General features: G+C 70.6%; 21 protein-coding genes. 15 read left to right on the top strand and 6 right to left on the bottom strand.

The window, feature by feature from the left end; translation table 11 throughout:
* Positions 1 to 31: 31 nt before the first annotated feature.
* Together G4G93_RS27190 and G4G93_RS27185 are read right to left on the bottom strand one after the other, a co-directional pair.
* Positions 32 to 403, bottom strand: a complete 372-nt coding sequence (locus G4G93_RS27190) for a hypothetical protein (RefSeq protein ID WP_312892272.1) — start codon at positions 401 to 403, stop codon at positions 32 to 34.
* Between the two features lie 90 nt (positions 404 to 493).
* On the bottom strand, positions 494 to 709 hold the full coding sequence (locus G4G93_RS27185) for a hypothetical protein (protein ID WP_165088983.1): 216 nt from the start codon (positions 707 to 709) through the stop codon (positions 494 to 496).
* Positions 710 to 1,330: 621 nt separating this feature from the next.
* On the opposite strand from G4G93_RS27185, the gene G4G93_RS27180 reads away from it, so the two are divergent.
* A complete protein-coding gene (locus G4G93_RS27180; RefSeq protein WP_246737032.1) occupies positions 1,331 to 3,409 on the top strand; it encodes a methyl-accepting chemotaxis protein in 2,079 nt (692 codons plus the stop codon).
* A gap of 79 nt (positions 3,410 to 3,488) precedes the next feature.
* Here the strand turns inward: G4G93_RS27180 and G4G93_RS27175 are convergent, their stop codons facing one another.
* Both G4G93_RS27175 and G4G93_RS27170 read right to left on the bottom strand, forming a co-directional pair.
* A complete protein-coding gene (locus G4G93_RS27175) occupies positions 3,489 to 4,709 on the bottom strand; it encodes an LL-diaminopimelate aminotransferase (protein ID WP_165088980.1) in 1,221 nt (406 codons plus the stop codon).
* Between the two features lie 100 nt (positions 4,710 to 4,809).
* On the bottom strand, positions 4,810 to 5,193 hold the full coding sequence (locus G4G93_RS27170) for a hypothetical protein (RefSeq protein ID WP_246737031.1): 384 nt from the start codon (positions 5,191 to 5,193) through the stop codon (positions 4,810 to 4,812).
* A 146-nt stretch (positions 5,194 to 5,339) separates the two neighbouring features.
* Between G4G93_RS27170 and phaC the strand changes: the two genes are divergently transcribed.
* Positions 5,340 to 7,148 (top strand): class I poly(R)-hydroxyalkanoic acid synthase, encoded by a 1,809-nt coding sequence (gene phaC, locus G4G93_RS27165; protein WP_165088978.1) that lies wholly within the window; start codon positions 5,340 to 5,342, stop codon positions 7,146 to 7,148.
* A 315-nt stretch (positions 7,149 to 7,463) separates the two neighbouring features.
* Here phaC and G4G93_RS27160 read toward each other — a convergent pair whose 3' ends face one another.
* Positions 7,464 to 8,762: an OmpP1/FadL family transporter gene (locus G4G93_RS27160; RefSeq protein ID WP_165088975.1), complete on the bottom strand. Its 1,299-nt coding sequence runs from the start codon at positions 8,760 to 8,762 to the stop codon at positions 7,464 to 7,466.
* A 422-nt stretch (positions 8,763 to 9,184) separates the two neighbouring features.
* Between G4G93_RS27160 and G4G93_RS27155 the strand changes: the two genes are divergently transcribed.
* From G4G93_RS27155 to G4G93_RS27135, 5 genes are all read left to right on the top strand, one after another.
* Positions 9,185 to 10,069 (top strand): fumarylacetoacetate hydrolase family protein, encoded by an 885-nt coding sequence (locus G4G93_RS27155; RefSeq protein ID WP_165088972.1) that lies wholly within the window; start codon positions 9,185 to 9,187, stop codon positions 10,067 to 10,069.
* Positions 10,070 to 10,116: 47 nt separating this feature from the next.
* Entirely contained in the window at positions 10,117 to 10,743 is a 627-nt protein-coding gene (locus G4G93_RS27150; RefSeq protein ID WP_165088970.1) for a response regulator transcription factor, read from the top strand.
* A gap of 236 nt (positions 10,744 to 10,979) precedes the next feature.
* Positions 10,980 to 11,345 (top strand): septal ring lytic transglycosylase RlpA family protein, encoded by a 366-nt coding sequence (locus G4G93_RS27145; protein ID WP_165088967.1) that lies wholly within the window; start codon positions 10,980 to 10,982, stop codon positions 11,343 to 11,345.
* A gap of 320 nt (positions 11,346 to 11,665) precedes the next feature.
* Positions 11,666 to 11,902, top strand: a complete 237-nt coding sequence (locus G4G93_RS27140; protein ID WP_165088965.1) for a hypothetical protein — start codon at positions 11,666 to 11,668, stop codon at positions 11,900 to 11,902.
* Positions 11,903 to 12,429: 527 nt separating this feature from the next.
* Positions 12,430 to 13,905, top strand: a complete 1,476-nt coding sequence (locus G4G93_RS27135; RefSeq protein WP_165088962.1) for a PAS domain-containing methyl-accepting chemotaxis protein — start codon at positions 12,430 to 12,432, stop codon at positions 13,903 to 13,905.
* Positions 13,906 to 14,286: 381 nt separating this feature from the next.
* On the opposite strand, the gene G4G93_RS27130 is transcribed toward G4G93_RS27135, so the two are convergent.
* Positions 14,287 to 14,505, bottom strand: a complete 219-nt coding sequence (locus G4G93_RS27130) for a hypothetical protein (RefSeq protein WP_165088960.1) — start codon at positions 14,503 to 14,505, stop codon at positions 14,287 to 14,289.
* Between the two features lie 358 nt (positions 14,506 to 14,863).
* Between G4G93_RS27130 and G4G93_RS27125 the strand changes: the two genes are divergently transcribed.
* The 8 genes from G4G93_RS27125 to G4G93_RS27090 all read left to right on the top strand — a co-directional run bounded on the left by G4G93_RS27125 (position 14,864) and on the right by G4G93_RS27090 (position 22,804).
* Positions 14,864 to 15,814, top strand: coding sequence for a glycosyltransferase family 2 protein (locus G4G93_RS27125; RefSeq protein WP_165088957.1), 951 nt, complete (start codon positions 14,864 to 14,866; stop codon positions 15,812 to 15,814).
* A gap of 245 nt (positions 15,815 to 16,059) precedes the next feature.
* Positions 16,060 to 16,878, top strand: a complete 819-nt coding sequence (locus G4G93_RS27120) for a GntR family transcriptional regulator (protein WP_165088954.1) — start codon at positions 16,060 to 16,062, stop codon at positions 16,876 to 16,878.
* Positions 16,875 to 18,092 (top strand): ABC transporter substrate-binding protein, encoded by a 1,218-nt coding sequence (locus tag G4G93_RS27115; protein ID WP_395409707.1) that lies wholly within the window; start codon positions 16,875 to 16,877, stop codon positions 18,090 to 18,092. The genes G4G93_RS27120 and G4G93_RS27115 overlap by 4 nt, the downstream gene beginning before the upstream one ends.
* 2 nt (positions 18,093 to 18,094) lie before the next feature.
* On the top strand, positions 18,095 to 18,967 hold the full coding sequence (locus G4G93_RS27110) for a branched-chain amino acid ABC transporter permease (protein WP_165088952.1): 873 nt from the start codon (positions 18,095 to 18,097) through the stop codon (positions 18,965 to 18,967).
* A complete protein-coding gene (locus G4G93_RS27105; protein ID WP_165088949.1) occupies positions 18,964 to 19,947 on the top strand; it encodes a branched-chain amino acid ABC transporter permease in 984 nt (327 codons plus the stop codon). Before G4G93_RS27110 ends, G4G93_RS27105 begins: the two co-directional genes overlap by 4 nt.
* A 4-nt stretch (positions 19,948 to 19,951) precedes the next feature.
* Positions 19,952 to 20,713 (top strand): ABC transporter ATP-binding protein, encoded by a 762-nt coding sequence (locus tag G4G93_RS27100; RefSeq protein ID WP_165088946.1) that lies wholly within the window; start codon positions 19,952 to 19,954, stop codon positions 20,711 to 20,713.
* Positions 20,706 to 21,407 (top strand): ABC transporter ATP-binding protein, encoded by a 702-nt coding sequence (locus G4G93_RS27095; RefSeq protein ID WP_165088943.1) that lies wholly within the window; start codon positions 20,706 to 20,708, stop codon positions 21,405 to 21,407. The genes G4G93_RS27100 and G4G93_RS27095 overlap by 8 nt, the downstream gene beginning before the upstream one ends.
* A gap of 2 nt (positions 21,408 to 21,409) precedes the next feature.
* Positions 21,410 to 22,804 carry an MmgE/PrpD family protein gene (locus tag G4G93_RS27090; RefSeq protein WP_165088939.1) on the top strand — a complete coding sequence of 465 codons (1,395 nt, stop codon included), beginning with the start codon at positions 21,410 to 21,412 and terminating at the stop codon, positions 22,802 to 22,804.
* The last annotated feature ends 297 nt before the right edge of the window (positions 22,805 to 23,101 follow it).

Genomic DNA, 23,101 nt, shown 5'->3' with positions numbered 1-23,101 from the left:
GGACGTTTCCTTCGTTCAGTGGGGTCGAGGATCAGTACGCCCGGCTGCCGAGGACGTAATCGGCCATGCGGTGCGGGCGGTTGAGCGGGCCTTCGCTCACGGCATCGTTGTAATAGCCGAAGCCGGTCGGCCCGAAGGCGCCGCCATTGGTGACGGCCGCGACCGGCACCGCGCGGATCGCCACGAGGCGGGTGGGCCCGCGCGGCATCGGCCCGACGGTCACGTCGGGGGAGACCTGCAGCACGACGGGGCCGGGCGCGGCGGCGCGGTTGTAGATGTCCGGCTCGACGGTGACGGGCGGGCGCACCCGCACCGGCAGGGGCGACTGGGCGAGCGCCGGGCTCAAGCCGGCCGGGGACAGGCTTGCCAGGGCGACGAGCGGCAGGGCGAGACGACGGACCACGCGGGGCATCCTCCGGTGACGGATGCCGTGTTAACGCATGGTGAGCGGCGCCCGGTTCCGGGGCGCGGCGAGGTGTCCGGATCTAGGGTGTCAGCCCTTGGTCCGGACCACGACCTCGCGCTCGCGCCGCACGCGCTCGCAATCCGCCCAGTAGCCGTTGAGCAGCGCCGGGGTCGAGGAGCAGCGATAGGCGATGTCGGGCCCGGGGGCCGGGACCGGGTCGCGGGCGATGATCGGGTTCGGCGCGCAGGCGGCCGGGAGCGCGGCCGCGGCGGCGAGAACGACGAGCTTCAGCGAGCGACGCATCGGATACCCAGGGTGGAGCGAAACCTTGACCGCACCCTGACGCCGTGCGCAGCCCGGATCAACCCGGTGCCGGGCCCGGGCCACGGGGAGCGGACGCCTTTCCCCTCCCCTGTCTCCGACGGGCCACAAGGTGCGACGTGCTCCACGGTCCCGCCTCGGACGCCGGCAGGCGCGAGGGACGGTTCCTTCAACTCGGCCCCGTTCCTGCGTCGGCGCAGGCATGCAGCGGGGCTTCTCCCGGCAGTGGGGCGGTCCCGGCCGACGATTCATGATGCGGCGACCGGGCGACGCCAGCGCGGGATCGTCGAAAAAAGCCCATATCCCGGATAACGATGAACGAACATATTCCGATATTCAGCTCTTGTTGCCGCTTTTTACGCGAAATTGGAAGCATTGCGATTTTTTGTTAGATCAATGCCGTCGGGGCGGTTTATTAAAATTTGGAGATCGATCGATTGTTTTCATTATTTAGGGAATTCGAAAGCGGGCGGGGGTTTTGTTCCTGGGATCGGAAATGCCGTCGTGATCAGCGGGGATCGGCCGCGGGAATCGGCACCGTGCCGGGTGGTTCGGTGATGGCCGGTGGCAGAGCGGGGGCGACCAGGGAGAGATGCCTTGCTGATGAAAACGAAACTCATCCTGCTGGTCGCCGCCTTGGCCTGCCTCGCCATCGGGATGTTCGGCCGCGACCTCATCCTGTCGTGGACCAACGCGACGGCTTCGGCACGGATCAGCCGGCTGGCGGAGATCGACGGCCTCCTTCTGAATACGTCGAGTTCCCTGCGCTACGAGGTCGCCTGGGAAGACATGCTGCTGCGTGCCGAGGAGCGCGAGGCGGGAGCCATCGCCGCCAGGCTGACGGCCCTGCGCGGCGAGGTCGATCGCGGCACCCGTGCGATCCTCGAGCGCCTTCGGCAGGTCGAACCGGGGATGGTGCAGACCATCGAGCAGGTGACCGCCGACCATGCCAGGCTCCGAACCCTGCGTGACGAACTCGACCGGCAGGTCCGGCGGCCGACGCGCGAGCGCGACCAGAAGCTGAGCGGCGAATTCATCGCCCATCTGCCCAAGACCCTGAAGGTCTTCGACGTGATCGCGTCCTCGTTCGAGCGCGAGATCAGGGCCGGGGATCCCGGTCTCGTCGAGTTGGTCGAGGCCCGCCGGAAGGGTTGGGCCGCCCGCATCCTGGCGGGGGAAGCCAGCGCCGCGATCTCCCGGGCCCACACCGCGAAGCGCGGCCTGTCGCAGCAGGAGGCGGACACGATCAAGCTCCGGCACGGCCAGGTCGGCACGATGCTCCAGGAGGTCGAGCACTCGATCGGGCTGGTGGAGGGCGACACCGGTCTCGACGGCGCCTTCTCGAGCGCGAAGGCGACCTATCTGGGCGGCCGTTTCGCCGCGGAGGTCGGGCCGCTGGTGACGTCGATCACCGGCCACTACGCCCCGACGATGACGAGCGACGGTTACGCCGAGATCGCGATCCCCGCCCTCGACTCGCTGCTGGCGATCCCGAAGCTGGCGGTCGTGCGGCTCGCCGAGAAGGCCGCGGCGGCGGAAGCCGCGGCCCGGCGCAGCTTGATGCTGAGCGCGGCGGTGGCGCTGGGCGCCGTCCTCCTGTCGGCGATCGGCATCGGCTTCATCATCCGTCACGTCACGCAGCCCCTCGACCGCATGACCGGGGTGATCGGCAGCCTTGCCGACGGCGACGCCGCCGTCACCGTGCCGTACCTGACCCGACGCGACGAGATCGGGGCGGTCGCGCGGGGCATCGAGGTGTTTCGCCACAACCTGATCCGGAGTCGCGAACTCGAAGCGGAGGCCGCGCTGGCCCGCGCGGACGCCGAGACCCAGCGCCGGGCGGCGATGCACCACATGGCGGACGGGTTCGAGGAGGCCGTCGGCGGCGTCGTCCGCCTGGTAGCGGATGCCGCGTCGGAGTTGCAGGCCACCGCGCAGACGATGTCGGGCACCGCCGCCGAGACCGCCGCGCAATCGGGGGCGGTCGCGACCGCCGCCGACCGGTCCGCCGTCAATGTCGTGACCGTCGCCGCGGCGGCGGAGGAACTCGGCCAGTCGGTTCAGGAGATCGGCCGGCGCGTCCAGGGGGCGGCCGGTCTGGCCCGGGCCGCCGTCGGCGACGCGGAGACGACCACCGCCCTGGTGCAGGATCTGACCGCGTCCGCCTCCCGGATCGGCGACGTGGTGGCGATGATCTCCTCGATCGCCGGGCAGACCAACCTGCTGGCCCTCAATGCCACCATCGAGGCGGCCCGGGCCGGCGAGGCCGGCCGCGGCTTCGCGGTCGTCGCCGGCGAGGTCAAGCAGCTCGCGTCGCAGACCGCCCGGGCCACCCGGGAGATCACGCAGCAGATCGCCCGGATCCAGGAGTCGACCGGACAGGCCGTCTCGGCGATCGCGATGGTCACGGGGCGCATCGAGGAACTCGACGGCGTCGCCATCGCCCTGGCGGCCGCGGTCGAGCAGCAGGGCGCCGCCACCCAGGCGATCGTGCGCAGCGTCACCCTGGCGGCCTCCGGCACCGAGGAGGTGACGGCGAACATCGCCGGCGTCGCGGCGGCCGCGGAGGAGACCGGGGCGGCGGCCAGCCGCGTCCTGGTCTCGGCCACGGCGCTTCAGGACGAGGCGCGGCGGCTCGGCACCGAGGTCCGGCACTTCCTCGGCACGGTGCGGGCGGCGTGACCGGTCCGCGCTCCGATTCCGGGCGGGACGGGCGACGCCCGCCCCGGCCCCGGACCGGAGCGTCCCCGCCCGGTGACGATCAGCCGACCTTCTGCATCGGCACCACGTTGTGCAGTGTGCGGTCGGCGTTGTCGAAGAAGCGGCGGATGTTGCGGGCCGCCTGGCGGATGCGCTGCTCGTTCTCGACGAGGGCGATGCGCACGTAATCGTCGCCGTGCTCGCCGAAGCCGATGCCCGGCGCCACCGCCACGTCGGCCTTCTCGACCAGGAGCTTCGAGAATTCGAGGCTGCCGAGGCTCCGGAAGCGCTCCGGGATCGGCACCCAGGCGAACATCGAGGCCGACGGCACCGGGATGTCCCAGCCGGTCTTCTGGAACGCATCGACCATCGCGTCCCGGCGGCGGCGATAGGTGGCGCGCATCTCGTGGATGCACGCCTCCGGGCCGTTCAGAGCCGCGGTGGCGGCGACCTGGATCGGCGTGAAGGCGCCGTAATCGAGGTAGGACTTCACCCGGGTGAGCGCCGCCAGCAGCCGCTCGTTGCCGACCGCGAAGCCCATCCGCCAGCCGGCCATCGAGAAGGTCTTGGACAGGGAGGTGAACTCCACCGCCACGTCGATCGCGCCCGGGATCTGCAAGACCGAAGGCGGCGGGTTGTTATCGTCGAAGTAGACCTCGGCATAGGCGAGGTCGGAGAGCAGGATCAGCTCGTGCTTCTTCGCGAAGGCGACGAGGTCGCGGTAGAAGTCGAGCGAGGCGACGTAGGCGGTCGGGTTCGAGGGGTAGCAGACCACCATCGCCACCGGCTTGGGGATCGAGTGCTGCATCGCCCGCTCGGCCGCCGGGAAGAAGGCCGGGGTCGGCTCGGCCGGGACCGAGCGGACCACGCCGCCCGCCATCAGGAAGCCGAAGGCGTGGATCGGGTAGCTGGGATTGGGCACCAGCACCACGTCGCCCGGCGCCGTGATGGCCTGCGCCATGTTGGCGAAGCCCTCCTTGGAGCCGAGCGTGGCCACCACCTGGGTGTCGGGGTTGAGCGAGACGCCGAAGCGGCGCTGGTAGTAGTTCGCCTGGGCGCGGCGCAGGCCTGCGATGCCCTTCGAGGCCGAGTAGCGGTCGGTGCGCGGCTTGCCGGCGGTCTCGACCAGCTTCTCGATCACGTGGCGGGGCGCGTCGAGGTCGGGATTGCCCATGCCGAGGTCGATGATGTCGGCGCCGTTGGCGCGGGCGGCGGCCTTGATCCGGTTGACCTGCTCGAAGACGTAGGGGGGCAGTCGCTTGATGCGGTGAAAATCGGTCATGGCCGGGTCCTGGATCGGCGCCGCCGCTGCGACGCGCGTGTCACATACGCTGTCTAGAGGGGATTTCGGGCGAGAGGAAGTTCGGCGCGCCGGTCTTGCGTCACTCGGCCGGCGGGACTTTCGGCGGAGCCGGCGGCTTGACCGCGCCGCCGACCTTGGCGGCGTCGCGCCCTTTGGCCTCGTTGCGCTGGCGGCTGGCGTCGAGATCGGCTTCCAGCGCCTTCACGCCCGCGGCCGACTTGGCACGGGTCTCGCGGGGCGGGGCCGATTCGCCGACCGGCAGGAAATCGCCGCCCCCGCGGCGGGACTGGGTCACGAAGTCGGGAGCCGCGACCTCCTTGGGGCCGAAGCCGGCCGATTTCGCGGCGTCCCGCACGGAGGCGCCGTCGAGGACGCAGCCGCCGGCGGACAGGCCGATCAGGAGGGTGGCCGTGCGGATCAGGGCGGGCCGAGGACGGGGCACGGAAATGGAAAAGACGGGCATGACGTGGGGGGAACCTTGCGCAAGGGCCATGAGGCGGCGAGGAAACCCGGTCCGGTGATCTGGCGGAACCGGCGGTCTGGGACAATATTTTGTCGGAAAGGCGGCTCGCCACGGCGGGGCGCCGACAACGAGGGAGGGATGCGCGCGTGACGACCGAGAGGAGTACGGCGCCGGCTGCGCAAGTGCCAGTGGCTGACGTGGAGGCCCTGTCGCGCAATGCGGGCCTGATGACCGAGCAGTTCAGCCGGGCGCTCGCCGCCTACGCCAAGCCCCTCGAAGAGGGCAAGCCGAACACCGCTCTCGCCGAGTCGGTGACCGAGGTGGTGCGCACGCTCGGCACCGTGGCCGAGAAGTGGTTCACCGATCCCCAGAAGGCGATGGAGGCCCAGAGCCTGATCGGCGGGCAGTTCCTGGCCCTGTGGGGCTCGACGCTGCAGCGGATGCAGGGCGAGACGGTCACGCCGGTGGCCATGCCCGACCCGAAGGACAAGCGCTTCGCCGCGCCCGAATGGTCCTCGAACCCGGTCTTCGACTTCCTGAAGCAGGGCTACCTGATCACCACCCGCTGGGCCGAGATCCTGGTCGACGAGGCCGAGGGGCTCGACGACCACACCCGCGCCAAGGCGCAGTTCTACGTCCGGCAGATCTCGGGGGCGATGTCGCCGTCGAACTTCCTCGCCACCAACCCGGAACTGATCCGCGAGACGTTCCGGGAGAACGGCGCCAACCTCGTGCGCGGCATGAAGATGCTGGCCGAGGACGTCGAGGCCGGCGGCGGCGAATTGCGCGTGCGCCAGACCGACCAGGGCCAGTTCAAGGTCGGCGTCAACATGGCGAGCACGCCGGGCGAGGTGGTGTTCCGCAACGACCTGATCGAGCTGATCCAGTACGCGCCGCAGACCGACACGGTGCTCAAGCGCCCGTTGCTGATCGTGCCGCCCTGGATCAACAAGTATTACATTCTCGATCTGAACAAGGACAAGAGCTACATCGGCTGGGCGGTGAGCCAGGGCCTGACGGTGTTCGTGATCTCGTGGGTCAACCCGGACGCGCGCCACGCGTCCAAGGACTTCGAGAGCTACATGCGCGAGGGCGTCTTCTCGGCCCTGGAGGCGATCGAGCGGGCGACAGGCGAGCGCCAGGTCTCCGCGGTGGGCTATTGCGTCGGCGGCACGCTGCTCGCGGTGAGCCTCGCCTACATGGCGGCGGTGGGCGACGACCGCATCGCCAGCGCCACCTTCCTGACCACCCAGGTCGACTTCACCCATGCCGGCGACCTCAAGGTCTTCGTCGACGAGGCGCAGATCCGCTCGATCGAGGCCGGCATGAAGGGCCGCGGCTACCTCGAAGGCGCCAAGATGGCCAACGCCTTCAACATGCTGCGGCCGAACGACCTGATCTGGCCCTACGTCGTCAACAACTACCTGAAGGGCAAGGCGCCGCTGCCCTTCGATCTCCTGTACTGGAACTCCGACGCGACCCGGATGCCGGCCGCCAACCACTCGTTCTACTTGCGCAACTGCTACCTCGACAACAAGCTGTCGCGCGGCGAGATGGTGCTCGGCAACACCCGCCTCGACCTCGGCAAGGTGACGATCCCGGTCTTCAACCTCGCCACCCGGGAGGACCACATCGCCCCGGCGCTCTCGGTCTTCGAGGGCTGCCGCGCCTTCGGCGGCCCGGTCGACTACGTGCTGGCGGGCTCGGGCCACATTGCCGGCGTGGTCAACCCGCCGGCCAAGCCCAAATACCAGTACTGGACCGGGGGCCCCGCCCACGGCACGCTCCAGGACTGGATCGCGGCGGCGACCGAGCATCCGGGCTCGTGGTGGCCGTACTGGCTCCAGTGGCTCGAGCACCAGAACTCCGAGCGGGTGCCGGCGCGCAAGCCCGGCGGCGAGGCCCTGCCCTCGCTCGGCCCGGCGCCGGGGACCTACGTGCTCGAGAAGGCGTGAGATGAGGAGCGCCCCTGGGCGGTGTCCCGGGGGCGCCCGTTCGTTTCGGCGCTCTCGCCGAGGGCTGCGCGCGGTTCCTGACCGGTTTTACGCCTCGAGATCTCGTTTCACGGTCCTGTCCCATCCTCGATCTCATCCTGCGGTCGCACCTCAGGATGAGGTCGAGGATGGGATAAAGGTGTTCCTCGGAGCCAGGCAGGCGGCCTCTGTCCGATCGAACAGGATCTCAAAACGTCATGTCCCGGGCCGCGTCGTCGACGCCCCGGGACACGCGGACAGCGAAAGACGCGGCGGGGCCGGCCCGCCGCCCTCCCCTCAGTACTTGCGAACCAGCGGCACCGGGATCGGCGCAGGGGCCGGCGGGGTGTCCCAGCGGTACTTCAGGCCGACCGAGACGATGTCGGCGCTGGCGTCGGCGGTGCCCAGGAAGGCGAGCGGCGGGGTGTAGAGCGGCTCGCCCGGCACGATCGCGATCCGGTTGCGGCCGCCGACGGAGAACAGGTGCTGGTAGGAGACGTCGAACTGGATCTTCTCGTTGTAGCGGTAGCTCGCGCCGACCGAGGCGAAGTAGCGGTCGCCGTCGGGCAGGCGGGTCGAGCGGTTCGAGAGGTCGATCGGCGACTGCTCGTAGGCGAAGCCGACGCGGCCGGTCCATTGCGGGGTGAAGTCGTACTCGGCGCCGACCGAGTAGTAGAACCCGTTCTTGTAGTTCAGCGGCAGGGCCGTCACCGGCCGGCCGAGCGCCAGCGAGACGATCGCCGGCGAGCCGATCCGGGTCCAGTTGTCCCACTCGAAGCCGAAATTCAGGCGGAAGTCCTGGGTGATCGCCTGGGTCAGGCCGACCGAGACCTTCTCGGGGGTGTTCAGGCTGGCGCGGATCTGGCCGATGCCGAAGGCCGAGCCCTCGACCTGGTGGTTGATCGAGGAACGGTATCCGACGCCGACCGTGGTGCCTTCGGAGAGCCGCGCCACCAGACCGGCGGTGAAGCCCCAGCCCCAGTCGTCGCCTTTGATGAACGCCGTGTTCGCGCCGGGGGTGATGCCGGTGGCCTGGCGCAGGGTCAGCTTGAAGTATTCGAGCACCGGCCCGGCCGCGACCGACAGCCAGTCGTTGACCTTGTAGCCGATCACCGGGTTGAAGTTCAGCGAGAAGACCTTCGACGAGCGGCTGTAGGTCTGGCCGGCCCAGACGCTGTTCGGCTTGGTGATGAGGCCGAACGGCGCGGCGCCGGCCAAGCCGATGAACAGCCGGTCGTTGATCTGGTAGTTCGAGTAGGTCGCCGGCAATACCGCCGCCTGGCCGATATCGCCGGAATTGCCCAGCCCGATCAGCGGCGGGAAGGTGCCGGTGGTCGGCGTGATGGTGGCCTGGGGCACCACCAGGGTGGCGTTGAAGTCCGAGTTCCAGCCGGGCTTCATCGTGACGACGGCCGGGTTCCAGAACATCGACGACAGGCCGCCGGAGCCGGAGGCCGCGCCCGCGAAGGCCATGCCCATCGCCTGGGCGCTCTGCTCGCGCAGGCCGAACGCCCCCGCCTGCGCCGCGCCCTGCGCGCCGGCCAGAAGCGCCAACGATGCGCCGGCGAGCAGCGCCGCCCTCCTCGAACCCGTCATGACGTTACCTCGAACCCGAAATCATGTGCCGCGCGGCTTCGCAGCGCCCACAGCTTGAGCGGGATGATGCGACGGCAGGCAGTCGGCAGGCAATCCCGGCGAGGCCGCGGCTCTTCATGGTTCCGTCCGATGCAATTCCCGGACTCTACTTTTCTCCTGGTAATGGGAGGGGATAAAATAAGGAAAAATGTCCTTGTGATGCGCAGGTGCATGTAGACCTGCTTGTATTGCGGCTGCTCCCGGCGGGGGGCGTCGACACGCTTTCGCCCCAGATGTGACGAAACTGCAACGGGGCCGTGTCCCGGCCGCGCGTGTTGCGGCTTGCGGCGGCTCCGTGCGGGCGCCAATGTCCCGGCCCGCACCGGGGGTGGGCGCGACGGTCCGGCCCGCCCCCGGCGAATCGCATGTCTGGGGAGGCGACCATGAAGCTTGTGCGCTGGGGCGAGAGCGGGGCCGAGAAGCCGGGCCTCGTCGACGAGGGCGGCGCGATCCGCGACCTGTCGGGCGTGATCCGCGACATCGCCGGTCCCACCCTCGCCGCCGAGTCGCTGGCGAGCCTGCGGGCGATCGATCCCGCGACCCTGCCCGTGGTGCCGGCCGGCACCCGGCTCGGTCCTTGCGTCGGCAACGTGCGCAACTTCATCGCCATCGGGCTCAACTACGCCGACCATGCCGCGGAGACCGGCTCGCCGATTCCCGCCGAGCCGATCCTCTTCAACAAGGCGCCGTCCTGCATCGTCGGCCCGAACGACGACGTGATCCTGCCCAAGGGCTCGGCCAAGACCGACTGGGAGGTCGAGCTCGCCATCGTGATCGGCAAGCGCGCGTCCTACGTCCACGCCAACGAGGCGCTGGACTACGTCGCCGGCTACTGCGTCTGCCACGACGTGTCCGAGCGCGAGTTCCAGCTCGAGCGCGGCGGCACCTGGACCAAGGGCAAGGGCTGCCCGACCTTCGGCCCCCTCGGGCCCTGGCTGGTCACCCCGGACGAGATCGCCGACGTGCAGAATCTCGGCATGTGGCTCGACGTGGACGGGGAGCGGATGCAGACCGGCTCGACCCGCACGATGATCTTCGACTGCCGGCAGATCGTGTCCTACCTGTCGCACTTCATGCTCCTCGAGCCCGGCGACGTCATCACCACCGGCACGCCGCCCGGGGTCGGCATGGGGATGAAGCCGGCCCGCTTCCTGAAGGCCGGCGAGGTCGTCACCCTGGGCATCGAGGGTCTGGGCGAGCAGCGCCAGACCGTCGTCGCCTTCGACGACTGGACCGCCAAGGTCGCGGCCGGCGAACCGACCAACTGAAGGCAGGGCGGGCCCGCACCGACGTCGCGGGCCCCACGGAGGCCACCATGAGCGTGCTCGTCGTCGACGACCATCCGATCGTGCTGCAGGGCTGCCGCCGGGTGCTGGAGGATGCCGGCGTCGAGACCGTGCACGAGGCCACCGGCATCGCCGCCGGCTATCGCCGCTTCCGCCGCCACCGCCCCGAGATCGTGGTGGCCGACCTGACCTTCCAGGGCGCCTCCTTGAGCGGCCTCGCGCTGATCCGGCGGATCCGCTCGGTGGCGCCGGCCACCCGGATCCTGGTCTTCAGCATGCACGACGATCCCGAGATCGCGGCGCGCGCCCTCGAGAGCGGAGCGGCCGGCTACGTGCTGAAGGACACCGCCTCGTCGGAACTCCACCTCGCCTTCGAGCGGGTGCGTGACGGCGGCACCTACGTGGCGCCCTCGCTCGCCGCCGAGGTCGCCCGGCTGCGTTGCGAGGCACCGGCCGGGCCGCCCCTCACCCCGCGCGAGCGGCAGATCCTCGAGCGCCTCGGCGCCGGCCGCGCGCACGGGGCGATCGCCGAGGAACTGGGCCTGAGCTACAAGACCATCGCCAATGCCTGCACGCAGCTGCGCCGCAAGCTCGGAGCCCGCACCCTCGCCGACCTGATCCGCATCGCCCTGCGGGAGGCGGCGCGGGGCTCCTGACGAAAGGTCCGCTCCGGTCCGCGCCCGGCTCAACCTTGGCCGCATGATGGCGCCGGCGCCCGCCGGCACGCTCCGCGGTTCGACCTGCGAAAACAGTTAACGAATGTAAACCCCGACAATCCGTGAGACCAGCACATCCGAATATACGCAAGATTATCTCGATTTTCACTGTTCCATAATGTCGCCTTCTTCGGTTTTATGTTGCGCGGCGTCGAGCAACAAAACGGGAATGCGAAATGGTTTCGAAGGCAAAGCTGGCGATCATCGGCCTCGCAGCTGCGGGCGCCGTCGGAGTGACGATACAAGCCAGCACGCCCGCCGAAGCCCAGTCCGGTCGTGCCTCCTGGTACGGTCCCGGATTTCAGGGCCGGCGCACTGCGAATGGCGAGCGCTTCAACACGCACGCCCTCACGGCGGCGCATCGCCGCCTCCCCTTCGGCACCCGGGTCCGGGTGACCAACACGACGAACGGCCGCTCGGTCGTGGTCCGCATCAACGACCGCGGTCCTTATGTCGGCGGCCGGGTGATCGACCTGTCCCAGGCCTCCGCCCGGGCGATCGGCATGTCGGGCGTCGCCCGGGTGCGCCTCAGCCGGCTCTGAGCCGGTCCCGCCGCGGACGACCGGTCCGGCGGCCGGGTCTCCCTGGGAACCGGCCACGCGCCGATCTCCGGCCCATCGACCTGCCCCGCCTCGCCTGCCGTCCTGACTTGTCCGGGGCAGTCGAGGGACAGTCGAAAGCCGGCGTCTGCGTCCCGGACGGGACGATCGACCAGGCTCGGATCCAAGAAGATCCCGAGAGACAACTTGCCCGGGGGCGCGGACCTGCTAAAGCTCCGCCACGGTCGCGCTCACACATTCCGGCCAGGATTGTCTGGCCTGTACCCCGCTCCCCTCCCCATCCGCTCCTCCGGAGAGACGACGTGCTCCTGCGCTCCACCCTCATCCTCGTCCTGACCACGGGCGCTGCCCTCGCCCAGCCGATGGTCGACCGCGCGGTGCTCAAGCAGTACTGCACCGGCGACTACCTCACCTATTGCGGCAACCTCTCGCCCGACGGGCCCGAGGTGCAGGCCTGCTTCCGCCAGAACAAGGCCAAGCTGTCGCCGGACTGCCAGGCCGCGATCACCAGCTACGTGAAGGCGCAGCGCCGGGGCTGACGCCGGTCCCGCGGGCGGCGAGAGCCGCGCCGGGCCCGCGCAGCCTCACGACCGCGCGAGGTGCCCGAGGGCGGGATGACGGGGCGAGGCCGTGGCCCGGCCCCGCCGGCCTCCGGTCCGCGCCTCCGCTCGACCGGCGATGCCGCGAGGCCGACAGTATTGTGTCCTAATGGATGACGTCGCGGAGAGGCTGGGCTGAGGCTTCTCGTGCGTCCGGAGCGGTCGCAAAATATCCGCATGAGCATCGATGGCGCAGCGAGCGCCTTCGGACCAGGGTCCTGCCTGTTCCGTCGCCTTCCGTCCATCTGCGCCGACCGTGCCGACCGTGCCGATTCACGGCATGACCTTTGGGAATTCGCCGGCGTCATGTTGGAATCTAGTATGGGTTTTTATCTAAAGTTTTATAGAAGATCCTCTAGCCGGAATCGGTTTCATCATTTGAAAATCCGTGTGGATATTTCGATCTTCATCGTTCAATAACACTCGCGGCGCATCGTCCCCGGCACGTTACGCCAGAGGCCGACACCGTGTCCTTCCTCCAATCGCGCCACGCTGCGCTGCTCGCGGCCGTCGACCGGTCGCAAGGCCGGATCGAGTTCGACCCGTCCGGGACGATCCTGGACGCGAATGCGTGTTTCCTGGCACTGACCGGCTATTCCCTCGACGAGCTCAAGGGCCGGCACCACAGCCTGCTGATGCCGCCCGACGAGCGGTCGAGCCCCAATTACGCGGCGTTTTGGGACGGCCTGCGGCAGGGCCGGTTCGAGACGCGCGAGTACCGGCGCATCGCCAAGGACGGCCGCTCGATCTGGATCCAGGCCTCCTACAACCCGGTGCTCGATCGCCGCGGCCGCGTCGTGCGCGTCGTGAAGCTCGCCTCCGACATCACCGCCCGCACCGAGCGCGACGCCTTCCTGGCCGGCCAGATCGCGGCCCTCGACCGGTCGCAGGCGGTGATCCACTTCACGCCCGACGGCGTGATCACCGAGGTGAACGCCGTCTTCCTCGCCGCTTTGGGCTACACCCGCGACGAGGTGGTGGGGCGTCATCATGGCCTGTTCGTCCCCGAGGCCGAGCGGACGGGCGCGGATTACGCCGCGTTCTGGCAGGCGCTCGCCGCCGGGTGCCACCAGGCCGGCGAGTTCCACCGCATCGGCAAGGCCGGCCGGGAGGTCTGGATCTTCGGGGCCTACAACCCGGTGCTCGATCCCGACGGAAAGGTCTGCGCGGTGGTGAAGTTCGCCACCGACATCACCGGGCAGGTGCTCGACCGCCAGCGCCGCAGCGCCGGCCAGCGGGCGATCGAGGCGGACATCGCGGCGATCACGGTCGCGGTCTCGGAGGTCTCGGAGCAGGCCCGGGCCACGACCGCGCAGACGGCCCAGACCTCCGGCAACGTCGAGGCGGTGGCCGCCGGCACCGAGGAATTTGCCGCCTCGATCGCCGAGCTCGGCCGCCACGCCGAGGATGCCCGCTCGGCCTCCGACACCGCGGTGCGCAGGGCCCAGGCGGCCGGCGACATCGTCGCCAGCCTGACGCAGGCCGCCGACCGGATCGGCGAGGCGGTGTCGCTGATCCGCTCGATCGCCGACCAGACCAACCTCCTGGCGCTCAACGCCACCATCGAGGCGGCCCGGGCGGGCGCCGCGGGCCGCGGCTTCGCGGTGGTGGCCGCCGAGGTCAAGGCGCTCGCCGGCCAGTCGGCCCGGGCGACCCAGGAGATCGGGACGCAGATCGACGCCGTGCAGGGCGCCACCACGGCCGCCGTGACGGCGATCGAGGCGATCGTCGCCGCCATCGGCCACGTGAGCGAGATCTCGGTCGGCGTGTCCTCCGCCATCACCCAGCAGGCCGCCGTGACCCGCGACATGTCGGCCAACATGCAGGATGCCGCCCAGAACATCGCAGCGGTGCGCCGCAACATGGAGCACATCACCGGCTCGGCCGGCGACGTCGACGCCTCGATCCGCAAGGTCGCGCAGGCTGCCAGGGTCCTGCTCTGAAAAAGACCCGGCTTTGGAAAGGCCCTGCTCCAGGAAGGCCCGGGTCCGAGGCCTTCCCGCCTCAGGCGCTGAGCCCGAGCAGCACCACGAGGGCGATCCCGAGGGCAAGGCACGAGGCGGCGGCGAGCATGACGGGCATCCGGGGCCTCCGAAGGAGCGGCGATCGCCGTGTCCTAGTCGCGGAGTGAGGCCGCTCCGTGACGATGGGGCAGATAGCGGGGCCGTAAGCGCCTCGCGAAGCGGGCGCCGAGGCGGCGCGCCGGGCAGGCGAGCAGCCCGGCGGCCACCGAGCGGCGCGGCCTCGCCCTCGGCGGCCTCGTCGTCCCGGTCGGGGGCTGGACGCGGTCCGAGGCGCAACGCCAGGGCCGCGCCGTCCGGCCCTCAGGCCCCGGCCTGGCGGAGGCCGGCGGTCTCGCGCAGGGCCGGTGCGGCCGTGCGCGTCGGGAACGGGATGATCTGGCAGCGGCTCTCGGGCTCCGGTGCCCCGGTCTCGCGCCGGCGGGCCGAGCGCTCGACCGCGGAGGCGATCGCCAGCATCGCGCGGGGGGAATAGCCGCGACGGCGCAGCCAGGCCGGGATCGGGGTGAAGCGTGTCGTCATGGTCCGTGAGCCGATACAGGTGGGCGACGGCGTTAGTTCAAACACGGATGCCGGATGCGGAAAACGTCCCAGCGTCCCAATCTCTTGTCACAGAATCCCAAGGCTCGAGGATCGGCCTTGAAGGACCTGCGGGCGCCGCACCTCTCGCGCCCTCGTCCGTCGGCGCCCCGTTCGGCGCCTTGCGCCTCCACCCTTCGCGGTAGCGGCCCTTAAGCCCTCGGCGGGGCCGGGGAGCACCGGAAGGCGCGGCTCTCCGGTCGGGGCGGCACTGCTATGCAGGAGCCGGACCGGCGCTTCCCCCGGCGCCCGACCCCCGCGCCCGACCCCCGCCCTCGCGCCCGACCCCGGACCTCCCGCCATGGCCCCGCTCGCTTCCCCCTGCACCTCGCTCTCGGTCGTGATCCCGCTCTACCAGAAGGCGGACGTGATCGGTCAGACCATCGAGGCGGTCCTGCGCCAGACCTTCGAGGACTTCGAGCTGATCGTCGTCGACGACGGCTCGACCGATGGCGGCGGCGACATCGTCGCGGCCTTCGCCGATCCGCGCATCCGCCTGATCCGCCAGGCCAATGCCGGCAGCGCGGCGGCGCGCAACCGCGGCGTCGCCGCGGCCCGGCACGACTGGATCGCCTTTCTCGACGCCGACGACCTCTGGGCCGGGCGGCACCTCGAGAACCTCCAGGCGGCGGCGTCCCGCGGCGACGTGGTGGCGGTGTTCGCCAACCATCTGCTGGCCAGCCGCGCCGCGCCGGTGATGAAGACCGCCATCCCGGACCAGCGCGTCGACGACGTCTTCGCCTTCCTGCTCGCGACCTACCCCTATGCGGTGCATTCCAGCAGCGTGCTGGTGGAGCGCGCGGCCCTGGTCCGGGCCGGACTGTTCCCGGTCGGCGCCGTGATGGGCGAGGACACCGATACCTGGTGCCGCCTCGGGCTCGAAGGACCCTTCCGCTACGTCTCGGAACCGACCGCGGTCTACCGCGACGGCCACCCGACCAGCGTGCTCGCCCACCAGATGCGCAAGCGCCCGCTGCCGCCGCCCTTCGACCGGACGCTCACCGCCCTCCTGCGCCACGGCGCGGTCCCGGCCCGCCTGGTGCGCTCCGCCGGCCGCTACCGCAACTTCCTGATGCTCGAATACGCCCGCCAGCTCCTCGATGTCGGCGATGCCGAGGCGGCGCGCGACATCCTGCGCCGGCATTGCCGCCTCGCCGACGATCCGATGCGCTACGCCAAGCGCTTCCTGCGGACGTGGTCGTTCGGCCACCGGCTCTACGCGCTGTCGCGGCAATGGGTACCGTTGCGGTAGGACGAACCTCGCCGTCTCGATCGAACCTGTTTGAGCGGGCGACCCTGTCGACACCTCTCCGGGGAGGTGTGTCGGGACCGCCTCGTCGCATGTCGGGCGCCCCCCTGCGGAGCGCCCGGAAATTCATGTGCGTTCCCGCTACCTGTCCCAATTGACGGACAGCAACCTGTCTGCATAATCGGACAGGTGAGCGCCGGCGGATGACCGCGGACGGCTCATGCAAGCCACGAGCCAGGGATGGCCCCGTGACCTCCGCGATCGAGCCCCACAAGGCGCGCCGGCTCTACCTGCTGCTGCGCGACCAGATCACCAGCGGCCGGCTGCCGAGCGGCGCCCGGCTGCCGGGCGAGCCGGCGCTCGCCGCCGAGCACGGCCTGGCGCGGGTCACCGTCCGGCGCGCCCTCGACCTGCTCGCCGGCGAGGGCCTGGTGCGCCGCCGGCCCGGCTCGGGCACCTTCGTGCAGGGCCCCGACGGCGCCCGGCCGGTGGTCGGAGACCTGTCGAACCTGCTCTCGGGGCTGATCGCCATGGGGCGGGCCACCGGGGTGCGCCTCCTGTCCTTCGAATATGTGGCCGCCCCGGCGGCGATCGCCGAGGCGCTGCTGCTCGAGCCCGGAGAGCGGGTGCAGCGCTCGGTGCGCGTGCGCCTGATCGATGGCCGGCCCTTCTCCTACCTCACCACCCACGTGCCCGAGCGGGTCGGCCTGTCCTACTCGGAGGCGGATCTCGCCGCGACGCCGCTCCTCGAACTGATGGAGCGCTCCGGCGTCACCGCCGACCGGGCGACGCAGGCGATCGGCGCGACGCTGGCCGGCCCCGAAGTGGCGGCCGCCCTCGACCTCGAGGTCGGCTCGGCGCTGATCGACCTGACCCGGGTGGTGTTCGATCCGGCCGGCCGCGGCGTCGAGCACCTGCACGCGCTCTACCGGCCGGACCGCTACGCCTTCCAGATGGACCTCCTGCGCACCGGCGATGCCGGCCAGCGGCGCTGGACGCCCGCCTCGCCCCGCCCGGTCAAGCCCGAGACCCGTCCCCGTCCTTCCCACAGGAGGCCCGCCCCGTGACCTCGATCCTCACCCCGTCCCGCCGCGCCGTCCTGCGCACCGGCCTCGCCGCGACCTCGCTCGTGGCGATGCCGGCGATCCTGCGGGCGCAAGGCGCGACCGTGAAGCTCGGCATCATCCAGCCGGTGACCGGGGCGCTCGCCAATGACGGCGACCTCGGCAAGCTCGGCGCGGAACTCGCGGTGCAGGACATCAACGCCGCCGGCGGCCTCAAGAGCCTCGGCGGAGCCAAGCTCGAGATCGTCTTCGCCGACAGCCGCTCCAGCCCCGAAGTGGCCGCGCAGGAGACCGAGCGCCTGAACGGCGAGGGCGTGGCGGCGATCGTCGGCGGCTTCGCCAGCGGGCTCTGCGCCACGGCGAGCCAGGCCGCCTCGCGCTACGACCTGCCCTACCTGATCGATGTCGGCGTCGCCGACCAGCTGACCCAGCGCGGCCTCAAGAACACCTTCCGGTTCTCGCCGAGCTTCGGCATGGTGACGAAGGACGCGCTCCAGCGCCTCGTCGCCCTCAACGACGCCGCCGGCAAGCCGGCCCGCACGGTGGTCATCGTGCACGAGGACGGCCTGTTCGGCTCCGGCCTCGCCAAGCTGCTCCAGGCGGAGCTGCCGAAGCTCGGCTTCGAGATCCTCGAGACCGTGTCGCACCCGACCCCGGCCCGCGACATGGCGAACGTCGTCCTGCGCATCCGCTCGCTCCAGCCCGACCTCGTCATCCCGTCGAACTATTACGGCGAGTTCGTGCTGCTCGCCCGCACGATGCTCCAGCAGCGCGTCCGGCCGAAGGGCATCTACGCGATCCTCGGCGGCGGCGCCTCGTCCCTGCGCTTCGTCAAGGAGTTCCCGCAGGCGGCCGAGGGCATCATGGATTGCAACCACTGGCCCGATCCGAAGAACCCGCTGACGGCCGAGTTGCGCAAGCGCACCGAGGCGGCGGGCCGTGCCTTCGCCTACAACGTGCCGATGAACTACTCCGCCGTGCGGCTGATGGCCGAGGCGATCGAGAAGGCCGGCGGGCCCGACCGGCTCAAGATCATCGAGGCGCTTTCCACCCAGAGCTTCACCAGCGGCGTGATGCCCTACGGCCAGTCGAAATTCGTCAACGGCCAGAACACCTCGGCGCTGCCGCTCAACACCCAGGTCCAGGGCGGCGACGTCAAGGTCATCGCGCCGCCCGACTTCGCCCAGGCGAAGGCGAACTTCCCCTTCAAGGCGTGACGATGTACGCGCCCCAGATCCTGATCGAGGCGGCCCTCAACGGCCTGATGACGGGGGCGGTCTACGCCCTCATCGCCCTCGGGCTGACCCTGGTCTACGGGGTCCTGCACATCATCAACTTCGCGCATGGGGCGCTGCTCACCGTCGCGATGTTCGCGGTCTGGGGCGCCTTCGCGCTGTTCCACGTCGATCCCTATCTGGCGATGGTCGTGATCGTCCCGCTGATGTTCGGCCTCGGCTACGGCCTGCAGCGCTTCGTCATCGGCCCGGCGAGCCACGGCAACGACAACAACGTGCTGCTCGTCACGCTCGGTTTGTCGATCGTGCTGGAGAACGGGCTCCTCGCCCTGTTCAGCTCCGACACCCGGGCGCTCGATTCCGACGCCGCGCTCCAGGTGATCGAGCTGGGTCCCCTCCTGCTCTCGACGCCGCGGGTGATCGGCTTCGTGGCGGCCATCGCGGTGACCGGCCTGCTCTGGCTCGTCCTCAACCGCACCGACACCGGCCGGGCGATCCGGGCGGTGGCGCGGGAGAAGCTGGGGGCCCGCCTCGTCGGCATCGAGGTCGACCACGTCTACGCCGTCACCTTCGGGCTCGGCTGCGCGTGCCTCGCCGTCGCCGCCTGCCTGTTGATGCCGACCTATTACGTCAACCCGCGCTCCGGCGCCGCCTTCGTCCTCGTCGCCTTCACCATCGTGGTGCTCGGCGGCATGGGGTCGATCGCCGGGGCGCTGGTCGGCGGCCTCGTCATCGGGGTGGTCGAGAGCTTCTCGGGGCTCCTGCTCGGCGACAGCCTCGGGCAGATCGGCATCTTCCTGATCTTCATCCTGGTGCTGCTGGTGCGGCCGACCGGCCTGTTCGGAGCCCGCGCATGAGCGCCCGCGACCTCCTCCCCGCGATCGTCGTCCTGGCGGTTCTGGCCGCCCTGCCCTTCCTCGGGCTGTCGGGCGCCCTCCTCAACTTCCTCGTCACGACGCTCATCATCGCGCTCGCGGGCTTGGGCTGGAACGTGCTCGGCGGCTTCGGCGGCCAGTACTCCTTCGGCCACGCCGCCTTCTTCGGTACCGGCGCCTACGCCACCGCCATCCTCCAGATGAAGCTCGGCTGGAACGCCTGGGGGGCGCTCGGGGCCGGGATCGGCCTCGGGGCGCTCGTCGGCCTCGCCATCGGCTATCTGAGCTTCCGGGCCGGCCTGCGCGGCTCGTACTTCGCCCTCGTCACCCTCGCCTTCGCGGAGGTCTTCCGCATCCTGGCGAACGCCGCCGACTTCACCGGGGGGGCCGCCGGCCTGCTCCTGCCGCTGCGGCCGGGCCTCGCGACCCTGCAATTCGCCGACCGGCGCTTCTTCGTCCTCCTGCTCGTCGCCTTCGTGGGCGTGGCGCTGCTGGCCTCGCGCTGGCTGGAGCGCTCGCGCTTCGGCGCCCACCTGATCGCGGTGCGCGAGAACGAGGAGGCGGCACGCGCCTTGGGCGTCGATGCCCTCGCGGTGAAGCTTCGCGCCATCGCGCTCTCGGCGGCGATCACGGCCGCGGCCGGCGGGCTCTACGTGCAGTACTTCCTCTACCTCGATGCGGGCGTGGCCTACGGCACCTGGATCTCGGTCGAGGCGCTGCTGGCGCCGATCGTCGGCGGCATCGGCACCGCCTTCGGGCCGCTCGTGGGCGCCATCGCGCTGCAGGGCCTCGGCGAGCTGACCAAGCACCTCGCCGGCGGCATCCCCGGCATCGATCTCGTGGTGTTCGGCGCCTGCCTGATCGCCGTCATCGCCTTCGCGCCGCAGGGGCTGCTCGGCCTGCGCCCGTTTCGCCGCAGGCGGAAGGCCCGCGACGCCCGCGCCGCCACGGTGGGAGCCTGATCCGATGCTCGCCGTCGATTCCCTCACCAAGCGCTTCCAGGGCCTCGTCGCGGTCGACCGCGCGTCGCTGGAGGTTCCGGCCGGCTCGATCACCGGGCTCATCGGCCCGAACGGCGCCGGCAAGACCACCCTGTTCGGGATGATCTCGGGCTTCCTCGCTCCCAGCGAGGGCCGGGTGCTGTTCGAGGGTGAGGACGTGACGAGGGTGGCGCCGCACCTGCGGGCGCGCTGCGGCATCGCCCGCACCTTCCAGATCGTCCAGCCCTTCGCCGGGCTCACCGTTGCCGAGAACATCGCGGTCGGCGCCTACTTGCGCCATCCGCGCCGGGCGGATGCCGTCGCCAAGGCTCGCGAGGTCGGGACCCGGGTGGGTCTCGGCGACCAGCTCGACAAGCCGGCCGCCGACCTGACCGTCGCCGGGCGCAAGCGCCTGGAGGTGGCCCGGGCGCTCGCCACGGAGCCGCGGCTCCTCCTCCTCGACGAGGTGCTGGCCGGTCTCAACCCCTCGGAGATCCGCGACATCCTGCCGGTGGTGCGCGCGATCCGCGACGGCGGCGTCACCATCCTGATGATCGAGCACATCATGCAGGCGGTGATGACCCTGTGCGAGGAGGTCTACGTCCTGGCGCAAGGCAAGATGATCGCATCGGGCCCGCCGCGCCAGGTCTGCGCCGACCCGCAGGTGATCGAGGCCTATCTCGGCAAGGGCGCGGCCGCCCGGATGAAGGCCGAGGATTCCATCAATGGCGAGGCGGTCGATGCTTGAGGTCTCGGGCCTTCGCGCCGGCTACGGCGCCACCGAGGTCCTGCGCGGCCTCGACCTCTCCGTGCAGCCCGGCGAGATCGTCGCGGTGCTCGGCGCCAACGGCGTCGGCAAGACGACGCTCAACAAGGTCCTGTCCGGGGTGGTCCCGGCGCGCGCCGGCGAGATCCGCTTCGACGGCAAGCCGATCGCGAGGGCCTCGGCCTCGGCGATCGTCGAGGCCGGGCTGATCCACGTGCCGGAAGGCCGCAAGATCTTCCCGAACTTGAGCGTCCGCGAGAACCTGGTCCTCGGCAGCTACCGCCGCGGCCGGGCGCGGCGGGCGCAGAACATCGAGCGGGTCTTCTCCACCTTCCCGCGCCTGCGCGAGCGGGCGGCCCAGGCCGCCGGCACCCTCTCGGGCGGCGAGCAGCAGATGCTCGCCATCGGCCGCGGCCTGATGGCCGAGCCGCGCCTTCTCATCCTCGACGAGCCCTCGCTCGGGCTCTCGCCGCTCCTCGTCGAGGAGATGTTCACGCTCGTCCGCACCCTCAATCAGGAAGGACTGCCGATCATGCTGGTGGAGCAGAACGTGGTGCAATCGCTCGATCTCGCGACCCGCGCCTACATCTTGGAGAACGGCACGGTCGCGCTGGAAGGCGATGCCGCGACGCTCGCCGCCGACCCGGCCCTGCGCCGCACCTATCTGGGACTGTGACGATGGGCATCGTCACTCCCGGCATCGTCCCGGCCACCACGCTGCTCGCCGAGCCTAGCCCCGCCTGGCTCGGCCGCTGGACGGCGTTCGCGGCCGGCCTTACCCCCGCCGACATCCCGCAACCGGCGCTGGACCGCGCCCGCCTCGTCCTCCTCGACTGTCTCGGCGTCATCGCCGCCGGGATGCGCGAGCCGGAATGCCGGGCGCTCGCCGAGCGCCTCGCCGCCCGCCGCTGGGGCCGGGCGCCGGCGATCGGCAGCGGCCTGTCGCTCGATCCCCGCGACGCCGCCCTCGTCAACGGTGCCGCCGGCACGACGCTGGAACTCGACGAGGGCAACCAGTACGCCCGCGGCCATCCGGCGATCCACGTCGTTCCCGCGATTCTGGCCGCCGCGCAGGAAGCGAGATCGTCGGGCGCCGAGCTGATCGCGGCGCTCGTCCTCGGCTACGAGATCGGCGCGCGGATCGGCATCGCCTCGAAGCTGCGGGTGACGATGCACCCGCACGGCACCTGGGGCACGGTCGGGGCGGCGCTCGCCGTGGCCAAGCTCTTCCGGGCCGATGCCGCGATGATCGGCCGGGTGATCGGCCTCGCCTCGTCGCTGGGCCTCGGCACCAGCCGGCGCACGATGCTGGAGGGGGCGACCGTCCGCAACACCTATGCGGGCTTCTCCAACCAGCTCGGGCTCACCGCCTGGGACCTCGCCGAAAGCGGCTTCCTGCCGGAGCGCGACGGGATTGGCACCGTCTATGGCGGCATCCTGGCCAACGATTTCTCCGCCGACGCGATGGTGGAGGATCTCGGGGTGCGCTGGGAGATCGCCCGCAACTACTTCAAGCGCCATGCCGCCTGCCGCTACACCCACGGCGCCCTCGACGCCCTGGCGCAGATCCGGGACGAATCCGGCCCGATCGACCCGGATTCGGTGCGCTCGGTCGAGGTCGCCACCTATGTCTGGGCGGCGCAGCTCGACCATCCGGCGCCCGGGACGATGCTGGCGGCGAAGTTCTCCCTGCCCTTCGCCCTGGCGGCGGCCATCGTGCGGGGCGAGGCGAACACCGATGCGTTCCGCGACGAGGCGCGGGCCGACCGCCGCATCCTGTCGCTGGCCCGCCGGGTGATGGTGCAGGAGGACCCGACCATGACGGCGCAACTGCCGGGTCTGCGCCCCGCCAAGGTCACGCTGACGCTAGCCGACGGCCGCAAGCTCTCGGCCCAGGCGTTCACCAATCGCGGCGACACCGAGGATCCGTACTCGGCCGACGACGTGCGGGAAAAATTCCGGGCGCTCGCCGGACCGGTCTGGGGGGCGGAGCGGAGCGAGGACGTCATCCGGGCGGTGGCGGGGATCGAGAAGGTCGAGGGGATTGGGGAGCTGTTGGCGTTGATCGTGTGATGCGCGTCGATTGATGGCCTAACCAGATTATAAAAATCGATTTATCCGGAAAAAATCCCACATTCGTGACCATCAAATATTGTCGATGATTTCAAAAAATTCTTGTTCGCACCCAATGCGATGCAAGCACACGCGCTCCCCTCCCCCGTGTGGGGAGGGGCTTAGGGGTGGGGGTGGTGCCGCGTAAAGCGCGAGCTTCATCCGGCACCACCCCCACCTCCGGCTCCTCCCCGCAAGGGGGAGGAGAGGTGCCCTGCCCGCGGGGAGAGGAGAAGCGCGCTCGAACGAATGCGATGA

Origin of the sequence: Methylobacterium sp. DB0501 (assembly GCF_011043735.1) — a bacterium.
Taxonomy (GTDB): domain Bacteria; phylum Pseudomonadota; class Alphaproteobacteria; order Rhizobiales; family Beijerinckiaceae; genus Methylobacterium; species Methylobacterium alsaeris.
Note: the sequence above shows the minus strand (reverse complement) of the source record. Positions and strands in the feature narration are given on the sequence as shown.

Coding starts and splice junctions, on each gene's coding strand:
- G4G93_RS27090 (WP_165088939.1), top strand. CDS start 21,410: ATGGGCATCGTCACTCCCGGCATCGTCCCGGCCACCACGCTGCTCGCC.
- G4G93_RS27155 (WP_165088972.1), top strand. CDS start 9,185: ATGAAGCTTGTGCGCTGGGGCGAGAGCGGGGCCGAGAAGCCGGGCCTC.
- G4G93_RS27160 (WP_165088975.1), bottom strand. CDS start 8,762: ATGACGGGTTCGAGGAGGGCGGCGCTGCTCGCCGGCGCATCGTTGGCG.
- G4G93_RS27185 (WP_165088983.1), bottom strand. CDS start 709: ATGCGTCGCTCGCTGAAGCTCGTCGTTCTCGCCGCCGCGGCCGCGCTC.
- G4G93_RS27150 (WP_165088970.1), top strand. CDS start 10,117: ATGAGCGTGCTCGTCGTCGACGACCATCCGATCGTGCTGCAGGGCTGC.
- G4G93_RS27100 (WP_165088946.1), top strand. CDS start 19,952: ATGCTCGCCGTCGATTCCCTCACCAAGCGCTTCCAGGGCCTCGTCGCG.
- G4G93_RS27180 (WP_246737032.1), top strand. CDS start 1,331: ATGAAAACGAAACTCATCCTGCTGGTCGCCGCCTTGGCCTGCCTCGCC.
- G4G93_RS27125 (WP_165088957.1), top strand. CDS start 14,864: ATGGCCCCGCTCGCTTCCCCCTGCACCTCGCTCTCGGTCGTGATCCCG.
- G4G93_RS27105 (WP_165088949.1), top strand. CDS start 18,964: ATGAGCGCCCGCGACCTCCTCCCCGCGATCGTCGTCCTGGCGGTTCTG.
- G4G93_RS27175 (WP_165088980.1), bottom strand. CDS start 4,709: ATGACCGATTTTCACCGCATCAAGCGACTGCCCCCCTACGTCTTCGAG.
- G4G93_RS27145 (WP_165088967.1), top strand. CDS start 10,980: ATGGTTTCGAAGGCAAAGCTGGCGATCATCGGCCTCGCAGCTGCGGGC.
- G4G93_RS27095 (WP_165088943.1), top strand. CDS start 20,706: ATGCTTGAGGTCTCGGGCCTTCGCGCCGGCTACGGCGCCACCGAGGTC.
- G4G93_RS27170 (WP_246737031.1), bottom strand. CDS start 5,193: ATGCCCGTCTTTTCCATTTCCGTGCCCCGTCCTCGGCCCGCCCTGATC.
- G4G93_RS27130 (WP_165088960.1), bottom strand. CDS start 14,505: ATGACGACACGCTTCACCCCGATCCCGGCCTGGCTGCGCCGTCGCGGC.
- G4G93_RS27110 (WP_165088952.1), top strand. CDS start 18,095: ATGTACGCGCCCCAGATCCTGATCGAGGCGGCCCTCAACGGCCTGATG.